Origin of the sequence: Bradyrhizobium genosp. P (assembly GCF_049949265.1) — a bacterium.
Taxonomy (GTDB): Bacteria; Pseudomonadota; Alphaproteobacteria; order Rhizobiales; family Xanthobacteraceae; genus Bradyrhizobium.
The window spans coordinates 1550678-1572724 of sequence record NZ_CP188195.1 but is presented as its reverse complement, the minus strand read 5'-3'; the positions used below and the strand labels follow the sequence as shown (position 1 = coordinate 1572724).

Genomic DNA, 22047 nt, shown 5'->3' with positions numbered 1-22047 from the left:
CTCCAGACTATCCAAGCAGGCGGGCCACGTGCTGGAACCAGACCACGAGCGGAGCGGGAAGATAGACCCCCGCGCCGAGAACCAGGGAGAGATGCGCAAACATCGGTACATAAGAAGCGTCCGCCGGCTTCTTGCTGCCGCGCGGCTCGCCGAACGCGACGCTGGTCAGGCGCAACGTCAATGCGCCGAACGCCAACAGCAGTCCGAAGACCAGCACGATCGCCAACAGCGGCTGGCGCGCAAAAGTCGAACTCACGACGAGAAACTCACTCATGAAAATGCCAAGAGGCGGCAAACCTACGATTGCGGCGACGCCCATCACAAGACCCCAGCCGAGTGCCGGATGCGTCACCGTCAAGCCGCGGATATTGGCGATCCTCTGCGTGCCCTTGATCTGCGAAATATGGCCGACCGCGTAGAAGATCGCCGACTTGGTCAGGCTGTGCATCACCATATGCAACAGACCGGCAAAATTGGCGAGCGGGCCGCCCATTCCAAACGCAAAGACGATGATGCCCATGTGTTCGATCGAAGAGTAGGCGAACAGGCGTTTAATGTCGCGCCGGCCATAGAGCATGAACGCCGCGAAGACCAGGGAGAGCAGGCCCATCGTCGCCATCAGGGGACCGGGCGCAATCGCTGCTGGATTGGCGGCAAGCAACATCTTGAATCGCAAGAGCGCATAGAGCGCGACGTTCAGCAGCAGCCCAGACAATACCGCGGATATTGGCGTAGGACCTTCGGCGTGCGCGTCGGGCAGCCAGGCATGCAGCGGCGCGAGGCCGACTTTTGTCCCATATCCGAGAAACAGGAACACAAAGGCTACGTTGAGAAGCGCTGGATCGAAACTGCCCGCGCGTTCGAGCAACACCGTCCAGACCATGCCGTCCTGGCCCTCACCCACGACCGGACGCGCCGCCATATAGACCAGGATCGTGCCGAACAGCGCGAACGCTATTCCGACACTGCCCAGGATGAAATACTTCCATGCCGCTTCCAAAGCGGCGTGGGTGCGATAGATGCCGACCATTAGCACCGTCGTCAGGGTCGCCACTTCCACCGCGACCCACATCAGACCGATATTGTTTGACATGAAAGCGAGGTTCATGCCGAACATCATGGTCTGATACATGGCGTGGTAGAAACGCAGATAGACGGGCGTCAATCGGCCGGTTTCGAGTTCGTGTGCGATGTAGCTCGCGCTGAAGATACTGGTTGTGAAGCCTACGAAGGTATTGAGCACGATGAAGACGATGTTGAGATCGTCGATCTGCACATACGGCCCCGGCTGCGGACGTTCGATCACGAACAGTGAAAGCGCCGAAAGAAATGTCGCGAGACTCGCAACAACATTCAATCGCGCCGTTAGACGATAGCCGGGCAGCACGGCCATCAACGCGGCCGAGCCGATCGGAATCAAAAGGACAGCCGCCACAGCATCGAAGGCGTAGACGCTCATCGGCGCTCACCCCGGAAGTCGTCGAGGGCCGAGATATCCACGGAATCGAAGCGTTCGCGGATCCGGAACAGGAAGATGCCGATGACGATGAAGGCGATCAGGATCGAAAAAGCCACGCTGATCTCGACGACCAGCGGCATGCCTTTGGCGCCGGTGGCCGCCAGCACCAATCCGTTCTCGAGCGACATGAACCCAACGACCTGGCTAACCGCATTGCGGCGCGTCACCATGACCAGGAGTCCTAGCAACACGACCGACAGGGCGAAGGCGAGATCCTCGCGGGCCAAGGGGTCGGCCTCCGCGGTAACCCGCAGCATCAGCACCATGGAGAGGGCAACCAGCCCCATCCCGGCCAGCATCGTCGGGCCGATCCCCACGGCCGACTCGATGTCGCGGTGAATCCCGAGTTGCTGGACGATGCGGTGCAGCGCCACCGGGATGACGATCGCCTTGAAGACCAGCGCGATTGCCGCAGTCACGTACAGATGAGGCGCGTTCTGGATGTAGGCCTGCCAAGCGACGGAAAGCGCCAGCACCAGGGCGTGAAGCGCAAAGACGTTGAGCAGTGAATAAAGCCGGTCCTGGTACAGCATCATGAAGCTGATGAGGACGAGCCCGCCGGCGAGCGTGTGCGAGACGTCGAAGAACAGGCTGTGCATCTGCATCAGAAGCTCCTCGACACGAACAGCAGCAGCGTGCCGAGCAAGCCCAGCATGAGCGCCGCGCCAAGAAATTGCGGAACGCGGAAAACCCTCATCTTTGCCGTGGCGGTCTCGAACAACGCCAGGAAAAAGCCGGCAACCGCGAGCTTGACGACGTAGGCACCGGCGCCGATGGCGTAAGACAGCGGCCCGGTGCCGAACACGGCGATCTTCCAGGGCAGGAACACGCAAGCGATCAGCGAGATATAGAGCAAGAGCTTGAGAAACGCGCCGAATTCGATCATTGCGAGATGGCGCCCGGAATATTCAAGAACCATCGCCTCATGCACCATGGTGAGCTCGAGATGCGTGGCCGGGTTGTCAACCGGGATTCGCGCGTTCTCGGCGAGCGCCACCATGATCAGCGCGATGAGCGCCATTCCCAGCGATACCCGCAAGCCCACATAGGACGAGGCCATGACATTTGCCACCGTCGAAAGCTGGGTCGAGCCGGCAACGAGCGCCATGCAGAAGAAGATCAGAAGCATCGCCGGCTCGGCCAGTGCCGCGATCATGACTTCGCGGCTCGAGCCGATGCCGCCGAAACTGGTGCCGACGTCCATCCCCGCGAGCGCGAGAAAGAACCGTGCGCTTCCCAGTAGCGCGACGATGGCAATCAGATCGGCGGTCCAGTTGAACAGCAGGCCGGTGGCGAAGGTCGGCACCAGGGCGGCCGCAACCCAGATCGCTGCAAAGGTCACATAAGGCGTCACGCGGAACAGCCAGGAGGCGTTGTCCGCCAGTACCACTTCCTTGCGTAGCAATCGCAGGAGGTCCCGGTACGGTTGAAAGATCGACGCTCCCTGGCGACGCACCAAGCGGGCTTTCATCTTGCGCACAAAGCCGGTCAGCAGTGGCGCCAGTAGCAGCACCAGAAGCATCTGCAGGCCTTGCACAAGAACGTCCGACATCACGACCATATCGCGAGGACCAGAAGGAGCGTAACGAGGGTGGCAAAGACCAGGCTGAGATACCGTCGTATGGTCAGGAACTGCAGGCGATTGAGTTTATCGGCAGAGAAGCCAACCACGCCTGCTATCGGCTCATACATTCGCTCCCAGATCAGATCGTGCAATTCGATTCGCAGGCGCGCCGACCTGATATCTCCGGGGGCCGGCATGTCGACATGATCGCGGGCACGGAACACGAGCGTACCAAACACGCGGCGAATAGGCTGAGCGAAGCTTCCGCTGGAATATTGGGCCGCGGGTGTCGGATCGGAAAAACCGCAGCCCCAGGCCGGTCCGCGCCGCAGCGCATGAGAGGCAAAGCGATGAATGAAATAGACGGCGAGCGAGGCGGATATCGTGATGAATACCATCACGAGTAATCCGTTGTATGAACTGCGGCTCTCTGCAATCGGGACGATCGAAAGCCAGGCTTCGTTGGCCTGGATCGGCATGCGGCCGCCGAGGATCTGAACCGTGATCGGCGAAAGCGCATCGATCACGAACCCCGGCAGGATTCCAGCCAGCAAGCATAATGCGGCGAGGATGAACATTGCCGAAAGTGAGTAGCGGTCCACTTCGTCAGCTGTTTCCGCCGCCGTGCTGCGTGGCCGTCCAAGAAAGGTCACGCCATAGACCTTGACGAAGCACGCCGCTGCCAGCGCGGCCGCTAAAGCCAATAAAGCTCCGACCGCAGGCACCGTGATCTTGAGCGCCCACTGCGGTAGATCCGGACTTTGCAGCACGGTCTGGAACATGAGCCATTCCGAAACGAAGCCGTTGAACGGCGGAAGCGCCGAAATTGCGACGCAACCAACCAACACGGCAAAGCTCGCGAACGGCATGCGATGAATGAGGCCGCCCAATTTGTCCATGTCCCGCTCGCCCGTCGACGTCAGGACGGCCCCGGCCCCAAAGAACAGCAAGCTCTTGAAGAGCGAGTGGTTCAGAACATGAAACAGTGCCGCGGTGAATCCGAGTGCCGCCATTAACTTTAGGCCGTTGGCCTGGAAGGCCATCGCGAGGCCGAGGCTCGCAAAAATCACGCCGACATTTTCAATTGTGCTGTAGGCTAGTAGCCGCTTCAGGTCGTTTTCCATCATCGCGTACAGGATCCCCATGACCGCGGTGATACCGCCAAGGGTGAGTACGATCACGCTCGCCCACCAGGTCGGTTGCCCGAGCAGGTCGAACACGACGCGAATGAACCCGTAGATCGCGACCTTGGTCATGACGCCGCTCATCAGAGCCGAGACGTGGCTCGGAGCGGCTGGATGAGCGAGCGGCAGCCAGACATGCAACGGCACCAGGCCGGCCTTCGAACCGGCTCCGAGCAACGTCAGGATCAACACCAACGTGGCCAGGGAGGGCGTATGTTGAGCCGTGCGAATGGCTGCAAATCCGTAATCGCCCGCGGGTCCCGCCAGCAGGCCGAAGGCCAGCAGCAGTGCGAGCGTGCCGAAGCTCGCCATCACCAGGTACACGTAGCCGGCCCTTGCGTTGCCCGCTTCACGGTGGTGCGCCATCACCAGCGCCCAAGAGACCAGCGACATGAATTCCCAGCACAGCAGATAGGAAAACGCATCATCCGCCAGCACCACGAGATTCATGCCGGCCAGAAAGGCGGGGAAAAAGGGAAGCACACGGTGCGGCACCGGCTCGTGATGGCCGTAGCCGAGGCCGTAAAGGCTTGCCGTGGCTCCTCCGAGATTAACAACAACAAGGAAAAACGAGGCCAGTGAGTCGAGGCGAAAATGGGAGCCAAGCCATGGCAACCCGATCGGAAGGGTCAGATCGGTGGCGTTCGCCGTATCGCCAAGCAACCAGTGGATGGACCCAATCAACGCGATCGCAGACGCTGCCAACGTCGCGCAGTAGATGATGGCCGTGGCCATCTTTGAGCGACTCACAACAATCGCCAGAACTGCCGACCCAAGCAATCCGGCAACACACAACATTTGCAAAACGACAGCCGACATTACGTGCGCGCCTTCGTTCCGCTAGACGCTTTGCTTTCTATCCGATTGTTCAAATAGATTTTTGCTGATCTGGAATTGAGTTTCAGCCGCACCCCGCGTCCATCGGCGCTACTGACAGCGCCCTCGTCCATCAACTCAATGCCGGCGGCCTCGAGCGCTGTAATCAGCTTCACCAGCGAATCGACATTGCCACGAACCATTGCCTCACTAGCCTCCATCCGTTGGATGGTCGGCGCCGACAGTCCGGACATTTCTGCGAGCCGACGCTGATCGATACCGAGGAGTACCCTGGCCGCCCGCAGTTGAGCCGCTGTGATCATCGGATTGCCCCACCACCCGGACCCAAATGAAGACCGAACGTCATCCTTGCATCCTAACTAATCATGTTATATTGTCAATTAGTGATATTTAAAACATCTAATCTAAGCGATAAGAGAATTGTCGGCATCCAATCCCGGTGCGTCGAGGGACAGCATGAGTTCGACGCGCGCTTACGAATTTGTCGACCGTACATTTGATGTGGTCGGTGCCGGAGGAGCTGGTTTGCGAGCCACTCAGGGCGCCGTGGAGGTTGGTTTAACGACCGCCTGCATCGCAAAGGTGTTTCCGACTCGTAGCCATACGGTCGCCGCCAGGGCGGCATTGCAGCCAACCTTCGCTGAGCGCAGCAGGTGATCGGTAAGATCAACGGCACCGACGGCGTCAACGGCATTGTCTCTTTCCAGCTGCTCCACCGGTTCCTGCCACCTTATATCTAGGGCGCCGGCTGCAACATCTTCAGGAACCCGCCTGCTGATATTATGCCGACGCTGAACACGCCGGAGACGATCCGGGGCGTCGAGTTCTACGCCAACCTTCTGAAGAGTGCGCGGCGCGGCGTGCTGACCTACACTGAAGACCAGGCGCGGCAATCGCTGCTCACCGGGCGCTCCAACATCTTCATCCATTCCAGCGCCTGGGTGACGCCGATCCTGCTGTCGGAGGAGAACAAGGTGAAGGACACCTCACGCGTGGTGCGGATGCCCGCCGGGGCCCGTCCACGACCATCCGGCCTCGAACAGCCAGGGGGCTCGGCATTCCCAAGAATGCCAAGAACAAGTTGGCGGCGTTGGAATTCATCAAATGGGCGCTCGGTCCGGAGATACCGATGCGTATCGTTAAGGAGCACGGCGTACAGATACTTCACGGCAGCGCCCGACCACGCACGCCATCCGAGCAGCGATACGGCGATCGAAGGCTCCGCCCAGAGATCTAGCCGCGCAGCACGGCCTTAATCAGAAGACAGTCTCCAAGTGGCGCAAGCGGACCTTTGTTCACGATGCGCTGATGGTCCGAAGATCGTGCGTTCGACAGTTCTAACCGCAGAGGAGGACGCGATGGTCGCTGCGTTCCGGAGGCGCACGCGCTGCTGCCTCTCGATGCGGTCTGGGCTAATGTCCTGTCATTGCTGCGCGCCCCCCCCCCGCGGTGCGGATCGCTTCGTCTGCTCAACCCGCATGAGCAAAGGGGCTGCCTCAACACACAAGCCATTCCGCGCGAGGAATTGGAGCGTCGCGTGGCTCTTCTGACTCAAGGACGAGAGATGGCGCCGGAGATGGCCGCCTCCTCCAAACGGAGCCCCGCCATGACTGCGCGGCGCGATCTCACTGTCGATCCAGTCCCCATCCACCTTGCCGGCAAGCTGAACCAGTTCGTGTTTCAGATTGATGATCTGGTCGAGCCGCGCTCGGAACAGATCGCTCGACCCCGTCGTCGTATGCTTCCTCGGCCGCATCGTCCCCCGGATGCGGACAGGGAATCATGCTCCTCCCTTTGAGGAAATCCCGAAATCGAATTTGCAAGTTCCGATGCCCAAAGCCCTAAACCTTGCAATCTCAAAACAGCCCGCATCAAAGAAATACGATTCTAAGTCGGTCGCTTAGCGGTTCTTCACGGACGACTTTTTAGAACGACGCTCAGACGCGACTTGGAGAAGGTCACGCCCCCGCTTGCCGATCTCCTCGACGAGACGAGGCAGGGTCCAGTTGGTCGGATCTTACACGGGATCGGCCAACGAGGCCGCCGCAATCGCCGCCACCGTCTCCCCCGCTCCGGCCAGCGGACCGGCGCGGGGACAGACCGCAAAAGCCTGGACGTTTCCCTCGCAAAACCACCGTCGCCACCGACGGACTGTGACGTCGGCGACGCCAAAGGCGGCCCCTATCTCCGCACCCGTCCACCCATCGCGCATGCAAAGGATTCCTCACGCCCGATCCGCCTCATCGCGCACGTGCTATTTCGCCAAAGCCTTGAATTTTTGCACCTGCGCGGACGTGGTCAAAAGAGTCGACTTGCCGGACATCATGAAACCTCAACGACCAAATCACTCCAAGCTTCTAACATCCGTAGCTGGCCCCCAGGGATTCCGGCTTGACATCAGACCGAAATTGCCACCTTCAGAACACCATCGCGCTGGTTGGCGAACAGATCATATGCTTCTTCGATCTGTTCGAGTTTGAAACGATGGGTGACGAGCCCCCCGAGGTCCACACGGCCGGACGAGATCACCGACAACATACGTCGCATCCGCTCCTTGCCGCCGGGACAGAGCGACGTACGGATAGACTTGTCGCCGAGTCCCGCAGCGAAGGCGTCCAACGGGATCGTGAGATCTGAAGAATAAACGCCAAGGCTGGACAAGACTCCCCCTGGTCTGAGCACTCTCAGCGCTGCTTCGAACGCGGACTGCGTGCCCAATGCCTCGATCGCGACATCGACTCCGCGACCATCGGTTAGCCGCATAATAGTTTCGACCGGATTTTCGTTGCGGAAGTCGACGGTATGGTCGGCCCCCATACGTTTGGCCATGGCAAGCCGCGCAGGCACTGTATCGACCCCTATGACAGTTGTTGCACCCATGAGCTTTGCACCGGCGGTCGCGCACAGTCCAATCGGACCCTGCGCAAAAACAGCAACAGTGTCGCCAATTTTTATGTCCCCGGTTTGGGCTCCCGCAAAGCCGGTGGACATGATGTCGGGGCACATCAGAACCTGTTCATCACTCACTCCACCATCGACCGGTGCAAGATTGGCCATGGCGTCGGGGACGCACACGAATTCCGCCTGACAGCCATCGATTGTGTTGCCGAACTTCCATCCACCGATCGCTTTCCAGCCATGTTTGGTACCAGCCCCGTCCTGCGAGCCACAGCCGCATAGACAAGCGTGGCTCCAACCTGACGGCGTGATGGCGCCGGCGATCACCCGCTGGCCTTCCTTGAAACCCATTACGGCAGAGCCCAATTTCTCTATAATACCAACCGGTTCATGCCCAATAGTTAGCCCTTTGGCTACGGGGTACTCCCCTTTAAGAATATGAACATCAGTTCCGCAAATGGTAGTGGTAGTGACGCGGATCAAAGCATCCTGCGGGCCGATGCTTGGTATTAGCTTGTCGTCAAGAACAATGCGCCCCTTTTCAACAAAAATGGCGGCTTTCATCATCGTGCTCATGGTTCCTCACCTTCTGTTTTTGCTTACTGTTATTTTAGAAGAATCTAGGAAATCGCTTCAACCCTGAGCTAGGCGACGAGCGACCCGAGCCCACCATCCTCCGCTTTTGCCGATGGCTTCTTCGACGCCGCTTAATTTTTCACACGCGTCTTCTCCCTACACTGTGGTTTGACCTAATGTCGGGCAAACTAACAGCAAGCTGCGTGCCAATCTGTGATTCATGATAAGATCAAAGACCTAATGTATTCAACGCGCCTTGATTTGTGCATAATCTGAACAGCGACTCTTGAAGATCGTTCCGTTTCGGTACGAAGAGAAAATCTCTGCGGCAAATTGCGCCGACGGCTCCTTGAAGGCCTCATCATCGATGTTATCTCCCGATATCGGCCGGGGATGAACGTAGACGAACTACGCTTGCGTCCGATTCACGTCCGAACGGAATCTCGTCCGCCTAGCGAGCCGCCCCACCGCGACCGCGGCTCTGGCGGACAACCGAACCGGGTAACGCTGACAAGCCGTTGCCCGAACGCGACTTATAAATTTCATCAGCTGCGCTGGTAGCCTGCCCTCAAGCCGTGGCGGTTAGTTATGAAGCAAGATATCCAGCAATGTAGCGCAAAGATTGAGACGAGCGGCAATGTCGGAGATCAGACTGATTCCCCCGGGCGTGACAACCAGCGCGATCACCACTTGCGGGCAGTCCGGCCGCTTGTCGCGGCTTTAGCCATGGCGCCGACTTGCTGCCATCCGGCAAGTCCGATGCGTTGAGTTCGAAGTAGGTGCTGTCAGATCATCGAAGTCGGCGTTGAACAGCTCAAATCGGCTTCTTTCTTCAAACTCTCTTTGGTATTCGCACAGGAAGTGACTCGAACCCATGAATGAAGTTCGAGTAGGTTCTCGTTGGCCGTCCCACTACCTCAATAGAGGGAAACCTTTTCAAAATTTCTTCCCATAAAACACGAAGCTGCATTTCAGCAAGACGATTTCCTACGCAGCGATGGATTCCGAAGCCAAAGGAAAGATGGTGCCTCGCGCCCTTTCGATCGATAAGAAACTTGTTCGCATTCTCGATCGCCTCTTCGTCCCGATTGCCGGACAGATACCACATCACCACCTTGTCTCCTTTCTGGATCGTTTTCCCGCCAAGCTCGGTGTCTTGCACCGCGGTTCGCCGCATATGGGAGAGCGGGGTCTGCCATCGTATGGTCTCCGAAACCATGCTGCCGATCAGTTGGTGATTCCGACGAAGCTTGTCGTACTCCGACGGATTCTCGTTAAGGGCCAACACGCCACCGGAAATCGAGTTTCGCGTCGTATCATTTCCACCAACGATCAAGAGAATAATGTTTCCGATAAACTCGTTCATCGGCATGTCTCGCATTGCCTCGGAATGCACCATTGCAGATATGAAGTCGTTCTGCGCCGGCATTTTAGCGCGTTCGTCCCAAAGATCCTTGAAGTAGCGATAGCATTGCATTATCTCCGCCTCCCTGGCAGCCTCGGAGGAGACGATTCCGGAGTCCGGAATAGCCATCGCTACATTCGACCAACGCGCCAACATTCTGCGGTCCTCCCACGGAAACCCGAACAGCGTCGCGAGCATTTGCGTCGTTAGCTCAATCGATACTCGGTCGACCCAATCGAATGTTACATTGATCGGAAGCCCATCAAGGATAGTACCGGCGCGTTCTCGAACGACGCCTTCCATCGTTGCGAGATTTCTCGGTCCCACGATCGGCGCCACAACCTTTCGTTGTTCAGTATGCTTCGGCGGATCCATCGCCATGAAACGATCGCGTTGAAAACTTTCGCGACCGTCGATGAGAGTGGGGCCTCCAAGGCTGGCCTCCGATGAATAGACCTTGTGATTGGATTCAACGCTTATGATGTCTCTGTATTTGGTGACCGACCAATACGATCCAAACTTGCTCCCGGGGCAATAGTGCACCGGGTCTTCGGTACGCAAACGCGCAAAGTATGCGTCGACCGTATTATTCTGAAAGAGTTCGGGGTTGCTTACATCGAACTCGGAAAGCGGAATCGAATAGACATCCGGCTTTTTCTCCAACGGCGTGACAGCACTCATCCTCTTTTTCCCTTGATTCGCGGAGCTACCGCCGACAGTGCAAAGAAGACAGTCGTATTGGAAAGCAGCTTTCGACCATGCGAAAACCGCAGCATGGCCGACACGTGGAAGGAGTTGCATTGGCGGCCATGATGCGGACAATAGCGAAATTGACCTCTCGAACCATGCGTCACGAACCACAAATGGAGCGTCAAAGGAGTCTCTGCACCGCTAGAAATGGGCCATGATCCTTCGTGTATATTGGATCACTTCGGGAGCAGTACGATCTCGTGGCCGGGGGACATCGATCTCTACTATCTCCTCTATCCGGCCCGGAGACGGCGTTAGCACCACGACTTTGTCGGCAAGAAAGACCGCTTCGTCCACGCCATGCGTGACGAAAACCACCGTTCGTTGCTCTTTCGCGCAGATCTTCATCAGTTCTTCCTGCATCTGCAAACGTGTTTGAGCGTCGAGGGCACCGAATGGTTCATCCATCAACAATATCTCCGGTTCATTGACCAGAGCGCGTGCTATGGCGGCTCTTTGCTTCATTCCACCGGACAGTTCATGAGGATGGGCGTTGGCAAATCCGGAAAGGCCGACCATGTCCAGATAGTGAAGCGACTTCTCCGTCCTTCCCTGCCTGTTCAGACCTGCCAATTCCGGGCCGAACTCCACATTCTTTCGGATGGTCCGCCAAGGAAACAGCCTGTCTTCCTGGAACACGATTCCCACCTTGGGATCTGGATCGTTAATTGCCCTTCCATTAAGAGTGATCGACCCGCTCGTCGATGAATCCAACCCGGCCGTCATGCGCAGAACAGTGGTTTTTCCGCAGCCGCTCTTACCCAACAGACAAACGAATTCGCCTGCCTCCACGCTCAGGCTGAAATCCTCAAGTGCGACAACAGTTTCCCCTCTTGTCGTAAGGAACTGTTTGCTTACATTTTCGTACTCGAGCTTGGACATAAAACTCTCCCTCGATCAAAGCTTGATGTTCTTTTGCCAAGGAAACAAATAGGTTTCCAACGCGAGGAAGATTTCATTCAAAAAATATCCGAGAAATCCAATCGCGATGATTCCCACCACTACGGCGTCGACCCTGATCAATTCACCGTAATTGTAGATCATGCTTCCGATTCCGACCGACGCACCGCCGATCATCTCTGCGGCGACGATGCATGCCCAACCTATACCAAGTCCGAGTCGCGCTCCTGCCGCGATCGTGGGAGCACTCGAAGGCAACACGATCTTCCATACCAGCTGCCAGCGTTTGCCCCCCAAGGTCTCTCCAACCTCCCAGAGCGAGCGTTCAACGTTATGCACTCCCGCCATTGATGCGAGCAAAACCGGAAAAAACGTGCCCAGCCAAATGATGAATGTGTATCTCGCGCTACCGCTGAGAAAGATGGTTGCCACCGGAACCCAGGCTAGAGGCGGAACGAAGCGGGCTGGCTCAACGATGACCTTCAGCCATCCGTAGGTCCGAGCCGACAAGCCCAGAAAAATCCCGAGAGGAATTCCCGTAATCAGTGCCCACAGGAAACCGCGCATCACTCTGACCAGGCTAACCCAGAGATTCCACTCCAAGGTATTGCCCTGAACGTCGCCCGCCGTAACTAGCTGCCAGAATGCCGCGAGAACATCTGCCGGCGACGGAAATAGAACGGAATCGGTCATGAGCTTGACCGATTGCCACAGAGCCAACAGCAGAAGTATTTGAGACAATCCGGGAAGCACGTAACGAATTCCATCCAGGTAGCCGAACGATCCATTCGTTAGGCGCAAGTTGCCGACCAATTGGAGCGCTCGCCGATAGAGCCTGCTCGGGTGCGGACCGTCACGCGGGGCGTTGCGAACTTCGACGGAATCTGAGTCTTCAGACGGGAGAGGGTCCGCTGACGTCAGGTCGATGCTCCGCAATTCGACGATCTGTTGCGCGTGATCCAGACTTGACGGGATGTTCATCGGATACTCGTTCCACTAACCTTCGTTGAAACTTGGATAAGGTTCACTCGAGTTAGGGAGAGCAGGTCTCGGCGACCGCCTTTTTCAGATAACTCTCGTCGATCGCTTTCTCTATGAATTTCTCCATCCCCGCCCGATCGACGTTGTGGAGTTTGCCGCCCGAAATATCAGACTCCACGATCAGGCGAACGCTCTCCATGTTGATGGTCAGTGGAGCGATGTACAATTGCGAGCGCGTAACCCCATCCTTGATTACATCCGCGGGAATGCCGGTCTTTTCGGCGGCGACCTGCATCACTTCGTCGATATGAGCCTTGATGTAATCTTTCGTTTCATTCGTCGCCACCAACAGGTTTTTCACGGCATCCGGATGTTCGCGCAGCAACTTGCCGGAAACTGTCACCATCGAAGCCTCAGCCCCGTCGACGACCGTGTCGAGGAGGTATTTTGCATTTAGTTTCGCCACAGCTTGAGCGGCCACGGGCTCCCAGGCCACGATGGCGTCGATCTCCCGATTCTCCATGTCATTGATCAATTTCGTCGGTGGGCCATAAACATGCTTGGTCTTGAATCCGTTCTTCTTCTCCAGGTAGTTCAGCAGGGTTTCTTGAATGCTGGACACGCCGGGGGTTCCGACATTCTTTCCGTCAAGATCTTTCAACGATTTGATCGATTGCTGCACGACCAGGGGCGCGTCGTTTTTTGCCTGGGAAGAAACGATTACGATATCTCCGCCCTGGGCGACGCCGGCGAGTGAAGGAGAAATTCCGGCCAGCCCGACATCGAGATGACCTCCGACCAAATCCTGAATGATCAGTCCTCCGACCGCATATCCCTTCGCTTCAATTTCCAAACCGCATTTCTTGAAGAAGCCCATGCGCAAGCCGGTCTCCAGAAATACTTCGCGATTGAGCGAACCAATGTTGAAACCCACATTGAGTTTCAGCGGCTCCCTCACCTCCGCATAGGCGGACGTAAGAGTCGTTGAAACCAGGCCCAGTAATGCGAATGCCAGGCAAATCAAGCGACGGCTACCGATCGTTCTCATTGAAAACTTCCCTCTCCATTCAGCTTACGATTTCGACTCGCTTGCTTCGAGGCGTCGCCGCTCCAAAAGTTCAAAGCACGCCGCTCAACATTGGCGCACCTCCCGATTGCCGAATTGCCGAGATCGCCTTGTTCAAAACCTCTCCAGCTGCCTGCACCGGCGCAAGGACTGGAGAGAACGGCGGCGCATATGCCAGGTCCAGGTCGAATAGATCAGCCGCTGTCAGATTTCCCCAAATGGCCGTGGCAAGGATATCGATGGTCTTGTCGACTGCGTCCTCGCCGACCGCTTGGCAACCGAGAAGTTTTCCGGAACGCTGGTCGACCGTTAGATGAAGCTGGAGCGTCTTCGACTCGCGGATGTAGCGCGCCCGGCTGGGCGCCTGGATTGTTTCACAGACAGGGAGAAAGCCGGCTGCCGACGCCTCGGCAAGCCCGAGGCCGGTTCTTGCAACGCCAAGCTCGAACACCCGGAAAATGGCCGTTCCCAACACTCCCGGAAAGGTCGCCTGCCCGCCTGCCATGTTGATCCCGGCGACTCGACCCTGGCGGTTGGCGACGTCGCCAAGCGGCATCCACACCGGGCGATTCGTCAAAACATGGCGTGCTTCTACGCAGTCTCCAGCGGCGTAGACATGCTCGACGTTCGTTTCCATCTGCGGCGATACGGCAATGGCGCCGGTCGCACCGAGATCCACTCCCGCCGATGTCGCAAGTGCGGTCGACGGACGTACGCCGGTGGCCGCCAGGACCAGATCGGCTGGGATAGAGGTCCCGTTGTCCAACACCACAAGCCCGCCATCGAGTTCGACGACCCGCGCTCCACTGAAGAGCTCAACGCCGTGCTTGCGCAATTCCGCCTCGACCACCTGTGCAACCCCTTCATCGAAGCCTGGGATCACGTGTGGCGCCATCTCGACGAGAGCGACATCCAGCCCGAGCTTTTTGGCCGTCTCGGCCATCTCCAGCCCGATATAGCCTCCGCCCAGGATGACCAGCTTTCGGATGCCGGTCAGACGCTTCGACAGATGGTCGGCGTCCGCCAGCGTCCGAAGTTGAACAATGGGCGGCGCGGTCGGCGAAACGGCTGCTTTCAACGAAGACGCCTGTGCCCCGGTCGCAATCAGCAGCTTGTCGTAGGATTCGGCGTAAGTTCGTGCCGAGTTGAGATCGCGAATGGTCACTATCGCCCGCTTCGCATCGATTTCTTCGACGTGATGGCGGGTTCGCATATCGATCCCGTCGGCCCTGAAGGCCTCTGCCGTTCTGGCGATCAACTTTCGGCGCGGGATGTCTTCCGGTGCAGCGAGGTGATAGGGCAGGCCACAAGACGAGTACGAAATATCGGCCTCCTCCTGCAGCACCAAGATGTTCGCGGCGGGATTCCTGCGGTGGGCGGTCGCGGCTGCCTTTGCCCCCGCCGCCACCCCGCCGACAATAATCAATCGGTCGGACATACAACGTCTCCTCAGCATCGGATTGCCCGGTGCGGGCGCGTCTGGGCCGGCTTGCGGGTTATGGCGACTGCGGTCATGACGGAGTTCGCCCTCCGGTCCCGCTTCGTGACTGCGCTTGATCGTGAGATTGGGCGGAGACGCGCATCCGCACGTCGACGACGACGAAACCATCGGCATTGGCAATCACCGGATTGGCATCCAACTCCTCCAGCCACGGGGCGCCAGCGATCCAGTCGGATAGTCGGGCGATCAGGCTGGCGAGAACGGCGCGATCGATGGCTGGCCGGCCGCGGCTTCCGCTGAGCAGGGCGCGGCCTTTCAGTTCGTCAAGCATGGCCAGCGCTTCCTCTTCGTCGAAAGGAGCTAGTCGGAGCGCCACGTCCCCGAGTGTCTCCACCCAAATGCCCCCGAGGCCGGCCATGACCACGGGGCCGAAGGTGGCGTCGCGGCGAGCCCCGAGCACGAGCTCGACACCTGGCCGCGCTTGCCGTTGCACGAGTACCGTTGTTGCTCCCAGCCGGTTGGCGACGTCATCGTAGGCCTCGCCCACGGCGACTGCCCTAACGAGGCCGAGGCGCACGCCGCCGCTGTCCGACTTGTGAATCAAGCCTTCCCGTTCTGCCTTGAGTACGACCGGAAAGCCGAGCGTTTCCGCGGCAGCGATGGCTTCCGCACGCGAGCCCGCGATCCGCCACGGCGTAACCGGAAGGCCAGCGTCGGCAATCAGGGCGAAGGCAAGATCGGAGGATAGCCAGCCTCCATCGACACCGATCTGCGGACGAGCGATGCGGCGCGCGGCTGCAACTCGTGGCTCGCTGCCGCCGACGGCAGCCGACAGGGCGAGGACCTGTGCCGTCCGCGCCGGCCAAAAGTGGCAAGGAATGCCGGCGGCGAGCAACCGCCGCCGATTATTTTCCGCAGCCTCCGATCCAACCCAGCAGACGTGGACGGGCTTCTGCGCGCCTCGCGCGCGGGCGGCGGCGACCTCGGCGATAACGCGATCGGTCACTTCGCTCATCAAAGCCGAGCGCTGCAGCAGCACCGGCACGACGGCGTCTACCTCGTCGCTGTCGATCAGCGCCGCAAGGCTTGATCCGTACATCTCGGGAAAACGTCGCCACTCGGTCGTGACGTCGATGGGATTGGCGGCCGATCCGTAGGCGGGCAGCACCGGGCGAATGGCGGCCTGGAGTGGCTCCGAGAGTTTCGGAACCTGAAGCCCGCGCGACTCCAGGAGGTCAGAGATTTCGACGCCTGTCCCACCGGAATTGGAGATGATGGCGATCCGGTGGCCGACCAGCGGCGGCTGTCGATCGAGCGCGGCCGCGACGTCGAGCAGCGTCAGACCATCGTCGACCACGCGGATCCCGGCCTGCCGCAGCGCGCTCAAGGTGATCACCGTGTCACTGGCGAGCGCGGCCGTATGGCTGGCCGCGGCGCGGCGACCAGCTTCGCCCCGCCCGGTTTTCAGGACGACGATCGGCTTGCACCGCGCGATCTCGCGCGCTGCCTCGAAGAAACGCCGGCCGTCGCCGATCGATTCGAGCAGCATCGCGATGACCCGCGTCTCCGGATCTTCCCCGAAAGCTCGCAGGATGTCGGTTTCGTCGAGGTCCGCCTTGTTGCCGCAGGCGACCACCCGGGAGAAGCCGATCAGATCTTCCTGCGACTGCGTGAAGGCGGCCATCCCGTAAGCGCCGCTCTGGGTGTAGAGGGCGATCCCGCCTCGCGCCGGCATGCCTATGCCGAGCGAGGCGTTCAGTCCCGCGCTGGTGCTGATGACGCCGAAACAGTTCGGGCCGATCAGCCGGACATCGCCGGCCCGCGCCGTGGCGACGATGCGCTCCTCCAGCACCCGGCCTGCCGCGCCGGTCTCGGCAAAGCCCCCAGTGATGATGATGGCCACGGGCACTTTGCCAGCGGCGCAGTCTTCCATCACCGCCGGAATCTCGCCGGGAGGAGCGACGATCACCGCCAGATCGACACCGCCCGGCACTGCCGATAGATTCGCATAGGCTGGCCGGTCGAGTATCTCGGTCAACTTCGGGTGCACGGCGACGACCTCGCCCCGAAAGCCAGTTTGCGGCGCGATCAGGTTCTGCATGAAAAGATGTCCGAGTTTGCCCGGCGTCGCGGAGGCGCCGATCAACGCGACGCGACGCGGCGCAAACAGCGCCTCGCCCCAAGTGATCTTTTCGGACGTAATTCTGCTTGAGGTGATCTCGTCCAAACTAGTCATGCATCCTCATCCCTCAGTTATCCTTCCCGAGCACGCGGTCGACCAGCGCCCCGCACTGAGCTGTCTGAAATGCGTCACTGAGTAGTCGCTCGATCTCCACCGGCGACAGCGCGGCCGCGATGGCCGAATCTTCCGCAAGCGCTGCATGAAACGATTGGTTGCGGCTCGCCGCTTCGCTTGCGACCCGGTGCACCAAGCAGTGAGCGGTCTGCTTGCCCACCTTCGCTGCGAGCGAAAGCATCACCGCCTCGGATCCCATTTGGCCGTGGGAAACTTCGAGGTTGCGGCGCATGCGGTCACCATGGACATCCAGGCGATCGAGCAGTTGAGCCAGCAGGTTCAGTGCCTTTCCGGCGGCCATCGTGAGCTCCGGCACCGCGTGCCACTCGACCTTCCATGCGCGGCCATCACGCTCGTGCGCATGCGGGAGACTCTCAGCCAACGCGATAGCGTTGGCGCGGACGACTCGCGACAGCGTGCCAAGATGCTCGGAGAGTTCCGGATTGCGCTTGTGCGGCATGGTGATGCTGCCGATCTGCTCACCGTTCGCGCCTTCGCTCACCTCACCGATCTCGTCGCGCTGTAGGCAGTAGATCTCGTGGCCGATGCGATCGGCCGTTCCAGCGACGAGAACCAGGAGGTGCGCCCATTCGACGATCACATCGCGACTAGCCGTCCAGGACGTCACCGGCTGGCGAAGCCCAAGTCTTTCGCAGAAGGCCTGCTGCACCTCGAGGCCGCGTGGCCCGAGCGCTGACAGGCTGCCAACGCCGCCGCTTAGCTGTCCAATGCCCATCCGGGCCGCTGCTTCGCCGAAGCGCTCCCGGTGCCGGCGCATCTCGGCCAGCCATCCGGAGACCTTGAAACCGAAGGTGATAGGCAGCCCCTGCCGCCCATGGGTGCGACCCGGCATGATGGTGTCCCGATGCTCACGGCAGAGCCGCGTCGCGGCAGCTATCGCCTGATCGAGATCGACGAGGAGAAGCTCGCGGGCCTGGTCAAGCGCCAGCATCAGCCAGCTGTCAGTGACATCCTGTACCGTGGCGCCGAAGTGAAACCACTCGCCGGCCGCCTCTGAAGATCGACTGCGCACAGCTTGAATAAGTCCCGCCGTCGAATGCCCGGTCGCCTCGTAGCCGGCCCGCACGTCGGCGAAGAAGGACTCGTCCAGCACCACGGCGCGGCAGGCCTTGGCGACTGCCGTCGCGTTTGCCGCCGGGATTACCGCGAACTCGCCTTGCACCTCGGCCAGCGTCGCCAATATGTTGAGCCAGCAGCGGGTGCGCGGCAAATCGTCGAAGAGCACTCGGAGCGCCGGCGTCGACCAGGCGCCGGCATAGATCTGCGAGCCGAAGGACCAGCCGGTCATGCCGTTCCCTCCGCGAATGCAAGCGCCTCCGCCATGAGGCGCTGCTCGGCCATGATATAGCGTTGCTCGGCCGCCCCAAGCCGCTCCTCATGCTGCCGGAAAGCACCGGCCAATTCGCCTATCTGGCGCACCACCTCGCGCGGCGCGGCACACCCGATGTCACCGCGTGCCCGCAGGCAGGAGACCGGATCGAGCGCCGACCGGAGAAGCCCATCGGGCAATGGCCGCTCGGCACCGGCCTCCCGACAGGCCTTCTGCAATTCTGTGTCGGTCAGGCTGGCCAGGACGCGCCCTTCGGCTTCCAAGCGACCGATGAGTCGAGCCACCACGCCGTGGACGCTTCGAAAGTCGAGACCGAGGTTAAGACACAGGCGCTCGGCGAGATCGCTGGCGGAGGTGGTGCCGTCATCGAGCGCTGCCCGGGCACGGTCCTTGTCGAAAGTCAGTTCAGTGATAACCTCGGCCATCAGTGATGCGGCTTGTGCGGCCGAGCGCAGCGCCGCCGGCACTACCGCATAAGGCAGCATGCGGCAGTCCATCTGCCCTGTCGGCATACGCCCACTCGCCGACACGCCAGCCTGTTCGCCAATCAATCGGTTCGCGAGGCCACGCACAAAGGCGAGTGCGAAGGGATTGCGCTTCTGCGGCATGATCTTGCTTGCACGACCGTGCCGATCGGACAGCCGGACGAATCCGAACTCCGCGGTGGCGAAGATCATTAGGTCCTCTGCCATGCGATCGAGCCCGACGACAGCCGAGACGGTGAGCCCCATCGCCTCGATCGCTAGATCCGCCTGCCACATCGCATCGCGCGCATGGGCGAGCGGAGCGGCGCAGCCGAGCCGCCGGGCAAGCGCGGCGCGATCCTGGAAGGCGACCGAGCCGTTCATGCTGCCGCATCCGGCTGGACAGAGGTTGACGCGGTCGTAAAGGGCTTCCAGCCGCTGTAGATCGCGGATCGCCGGCCAAGCAAACCCAGACAAGTAGTGGCCGAAGCTCGTCGGTTGAGCCATCTGCAGGTAGGTGTAGTCGGGCATCACGCTTTCGGCGTGGGTCTCGGCGACGGCGAGAATCGAGCGACCGAACTCGACGAGTGCGACGCCGAGCCGGGTCAGACTCTCGCGCAGCAGCAGGTGATAGGCGGTCGTTAGCGCTTCGCGACGTGCGCGCGAGGCGCCGAACCAGCTTACCGCAGGCGTTGCCAGGGCGAGGTGAGCCTCGCGGTTTGTGTAGAGATCGCCATAGGCCGCTCGCGCTGTGAAGGTGGAACTGTCCTGCTGCAACTCAATGATGGCCGCGACGAGCAAGCGGGCCGGTTCACGCGGAATGACGCCTTGCTCGGCCAAGGTGATGCAGTGGGCAAGGTCGACGAAGCCGAGATGCCTGAAAAGCTCGCCCTGTCCGGAGACCTCCTCCGCGAAGGCGCTCGCCACTAGCCGCTCGGATGGCGCTTCGACCAATCGGCTGCCGATTTCGAGCACCGCATCCGCCGATCCACGGCAAGGCTCAACCATGGCTGGAGACCTCGGGTTGCGCGACCGCGTCCGCGGACGGCCCATCCAAAGCTTCCGGAACGGCCGGGTCCCACTGTCCGGTCGCTCGCTCGCACGCCGCAATCCGCGACAGCGTCTCGTAACGGAGCCCCGAGCGCAGGGCCTCTAGTGCGAGCGCTTCGCGAGCCGTCACGTTGCCCAGGCTGACGTTTGCACCGAAACGCCGTACCAACGCTGCCTGCTGGTCCTTCTGTGGCGCCTCCCAGATCAGGCGATCGGTGCAATCGCCGAGCAGGCCCGCGATCTCTTCCAAAAACCCGCCCTTCAGCGCGCCGGCGTCGTCGTAGATGCCGATTCCGCGGCCCGACTCGCGCGCCTCAACGATCACCCACTCTGCACCCCACTCAAGATCCTTGAGCGCTTGCTCGGCCAATTCGCCCGCCTCGGGCTGGCGTGTCGGATCCTTCTTGCCGACCTCGGTGATGGCGACAAGCCCGGCGTCGCGTGCACAATCGATGACTCGGCGGCGACGATCCGCCGGCAGATCGATCGTTCCGTCCGAAATTTCCACGGCGCGAAAGCCAAGCTCGCGTGCGCGCCGCATATAAACCCGGCAGTGCTGCTGCACGATGGCCGCTTCCAGCAACGTGCCTCCCGGATAGGTGAGCAGGCCGTGCGCGGCGAGAAGTTCAAGCTTACGGCGTAGCACCTGCACGGGCATCAGCGCCGAGGTGCCGAAGGCGAACTTCCAGTGGTCGACGTGCGGCGCTGCGATCTCCAGGATGTCGGCGGTTGCGATCTGGCCGAGCCCGGTGTCGATGACCATGGTAATGCCGCGCTGCCGCGGCCGCTGCAGCCGCCGATCGATGGCGGCATCCAGGCCCAGCACGCCGAGCCAAGGGCGCTCCGACCTAGCATGCATGGCCGACGATCTCCTTCAATGCCTGCTCGACCATTGCGAGATCCGATCCCCAAGGCACGACCATCACGTTGTCGTCGCGTTCAATCCCGAACTCCAGCAGGCAGCACTTCAAGATCGTCAGGACATTGCACTTGCCGGCGATGGCACGTGGGCACATTTCGATGCGCGGCGGCTCATCGCCGTAATAATGCCGATGGAACTGCAGGCTGCGCTCGCAGCCGATGAGCATCCAGTCCTCGCGAACGGCGGGTCGCTCGTCGAGAAAGTGGACAGGTGCGCCGAGGTCGTCGAGGCCACCGGACCGGCATGGCACCAGAAACGCATTCGGATGGGCCTTCGCTGCCAAATCCTTGAGTTCGATGCGCTCCAGCTCGAGCTTGATTGGCGGCAGATCGGCGTAGGTCAACACGTGCTCGATAAGGTGGAACAGCTTTGGCGGCTCGGGTGGGCTTACCTCGATCACGCGGATAACCAACGGGTCCGGATGATGAATGAAATTAACATGGTCGTATTTGCCTTGGCAGATCAGGGTGCCGTCGGGGTCAACACCGCTCCGCTCAGCCAATCTCGCCAGCGCCGTCGGGTTGGCGCAGTCAGTCTCAGGATCGACTACGAAGCGGCAGCGGTCCGGCAGCGCGAGAACTTCTACGTGATCGATGGGGGCGAACAGCGGACCCCGGTCGCGTGGCCCGATAGCAACCAGCGCATAAGCGCCGTCCGCCCCGCGCAGCACGATCACATTGGTTCGGCGATAGGCCTCTCGGCCCAGCAAGCGAGCCATGATCGCCGCCTCGGTCATTTCGCCGTCATAGGGCTGGATGCTGACGCCGCGGTAGGGAAGCTCCACGACGTTACTTCGGTCGCGAAGCAACCGCGCGGCGGGCTCGTGGGATGTCGGCTGTGGGT

Annotated in this window: 18 protein-coding genes and 1 pseudogene; 1 reads left to right on the top strand and 18 read right to left on the bottom strand. The window is 60.3% G+C overall.

Going from position 1 to position 22047, the window contains the following annotated elements; all coding sequences use genetic code 11:
- Positions 1-7 precede the first annotated feature (7 nt).
- The 5 genes from ACP2YO_RS07575 to ACP2YO_RS07555 are packed head-to-tail and all read right to left on the bottom strand — an operon-like array spanning position 8 to position 5406.
- Entirely contained in the window at positions 8-1459 is a 1452-nt protein-coding gene (locus ACP2YO_RS07575) for a hydrogenase 4 subunit F (protein ID WP_426440307.1), read from the bottom strand.
- The gene (locus tag ACP2YO_RS07570; RefSeq protein WP_426443098.1) at positions 1456-2118 is read right to left on the bottom strand and encodes a hydrogenase-4 component E; all 663 of its coding nucleotides are present in this window, start codon (positions 2116-2118) and stop codon (positions 1456-1458) included. Before ACP2YO_RS07570 ends, ACP2YO_RS07575 begins: the two co-directional genes overlap by 4 nt.
- Positions 2119-2123: 5 nt before the next feature.
- A complete protein-coding gene (locus ACP2YO_RS07565) occupies positions 2124-3080 on the bottom strand; it encodes a respiratory chain complex I subunit 1 family protein (protein WP_426440306.1) in 957 nt (318 codons plus the stop codon).
- A complete protein-coding gene (gene hyfB / locus ACP2YO_RS07560; RefSeq protein WP_426440305.1) occupies positions 3071-5086 on the bottom strand; it encodes a hydrogenase 4 subunit B in 2016 nt (671 codons plus the stop codon). The genes ACP2YO_RS07565 and hyfB overlap by 10 nt, the downstream gene beginning before the upstream one ends.
- A complete protein-coding gene (locus ACP2YO_RS07555) occupies positions 5086-5406 on the bottom strand; it encodes a helix-turn-helix domain-containing protein (RefSeq protein WP_426440304.1) in 321 nt (106 codons plus the stop codon). The genes hyfB and ACP2YO_RS07555 overlap by 1 nt, the downstream gene beginning before the upstream one ends.
- Positions 5407-5560: 154 nt before the next feature.
- Here ACP2YO_RS07555 and ACP2YO_RS07550 point away from each other — a divergent pair.
- Positions 5561-5745: pseudogene (locus ACP2YO_RS07550) on the top strand (FAD-binding protein); the annotation flags it as partial.
- Between the two features lie 227 nt (positions 5746-5972).
- On the opposite strand, the gene ACP2YO_RS07545 reads toward ACP2YO_RS07550, so the two are convergent.
- The 13 genes from ACP2YO_RS07545 to ACP2YO_RS07485 all read right to left on the bottom strand — a co-directional run bounded on the left by ACP2YO_RS07545 (position 5973) and on the right by ACP2YO_RS07485 (position 21988).
- Positions 5973-6272: a hypothetical protein gene (locus ACP2YO_RS07545; RefSeq protein ID WP_426440303.1), complete on the bottom strand. Its 300-nt coding sequence runs from the start codon at positions 6270-6272 to the stop codon at positions 5973-5975.
- Positions 6273-7121: 849 nt separating this feature from the next.
- On the bottom strand, positions 7122-7316 hold the full coding sequence (locus ACP2YO_RS07540; RefSeq protein WP_426440302.1) for a helix-turn-helix domain-containing protein: 195 nt from the start codon (positions 7314-7316) through the stop codon (positions 7122-7124).
- A 185-nt stretch (positions 7317-7501) separates the two neighbouring features.
- Positions 7502-8578: an NAD(P)-dependent alcohol dehydrogenase gene (locus tag ACP2YO_RS07535; protein WP_426440301.1), complete on the bottom strand. Its 1077-nt coding sequence runs from the start codon at positions 8576-8578 to the stop codon at positions 7502-7504.
- An 832-nt stretch (positions 8579-9410) separates the two neighbouring features.
- On the bottom strand, positions 9411-10664 hold the full coding sequence (locus ACP2YO_RS07530; protein ID WP_426440300.1) for a cytochrome P450: 1254 nt from the start codon (positions 10662-10664) through the stop codon (positions 9411-9413).
- Between the two features lie 210 nt (positions 10665-10874).
- A complete protein-coding gene (locus ACP2YO_RS07525; protein WP_426440299.1) occupies positions 10875-11615 on the bottom strand; it encodes an ABC transporter ATP-binding protein in 741 nt (246 codons plus the stop codon).
- 15 nt (positions 11616-11630) lie between these two features.
- A complete protein-coding gene (locus ACP2YO_RS07520; protein WP_426440298.1) occupies positions 11631-12614 on the bottom strand; it encodes an ABC transporter permease in 984 nt (327 codons plus the stop codon).
- A 52-nt stretch (positions 12615-12666) separates the two neighbouring features.
- Positions 12667-13662, bottom strand: a complete 996-nt coding sequence (locus tag ACP2YO_RS07515; protein ID WP_426440297.1) for an ABC transporter substrate-binding protein — start codon at positions 13660-13662, stop codon at positions 12667-12669.
- A gap of 70 nt (positions 13663-13732) precedes the next feature.
- Entirely contained in the window at positions 13733-15118 is a 1386-nt protein-coding gene (locus tag ACP2YO_RS07510) for an FAD-dependent oxidoreductase (protein ID WP_426440296.1), read from the bottom strand.
- A 73-nt stretch (positions 15119-15191) separates the two neighbouring features.
- Positions 15192-17222, bottom strand: coding sequence for an acetate--CoA ligase family protein (locus tag ACP2YO_RS07505; RefSeq protein WP_426440295.1), 2031 nt, complete (start codon positions 17220-17222; stop codon positions 15192-15194).
- Positions 17223-17370: 148 nt separating this feature from the next.
- The gene (locus ACP2YO_RS07500; RefSeq protein WP_426440294.1) at positions 17371-18726 is read right to left on the bottom strand and encodes a class-II fumarase/aspartase family protein; all 1356 of its coding nucleotides are present in this window, start codon (positions 18724-18726) and stop codon (positions 17371-17373) included.
- A complete protein-coding gene (locus ACP2YO_RS07495) occupies positions 18723-20207 on the bottom strand; it encodes an argininosuccinate lyase (protein WP_426440293.1) in 1485 nt (494 codons plus the stop codon). Before ACP2YO_RS07495 ends, ACP2YO_RS07500 begins: the two co-directional genes overlap by 4 nt.
- 25 nt (positions 20208-20232) lie before the next feature.
- Positions 20233-21108, bottom strand: a complete 876-nt coding sequence (locus ACP2YO_RS07490) for a phosphosulfolactate synthase (protein WP_426440292.1) — start codon at positions 21106-21108, stop codon at positions 20233-20235.
- Positions 21109-21130: 22 nt separating this feature from the next.
- Complete coding sequence (locus tag ACP2YO_RS07485; protein ID WP_426440291.1) at positions 21131-21988, bottom strand: DUF7714 family protein; 858 nt, start codon at positions 21986-21988, stop codon at positions 21131-21133.
- Positions 21989-22047 lie beyond the last annotated feature (59 nt).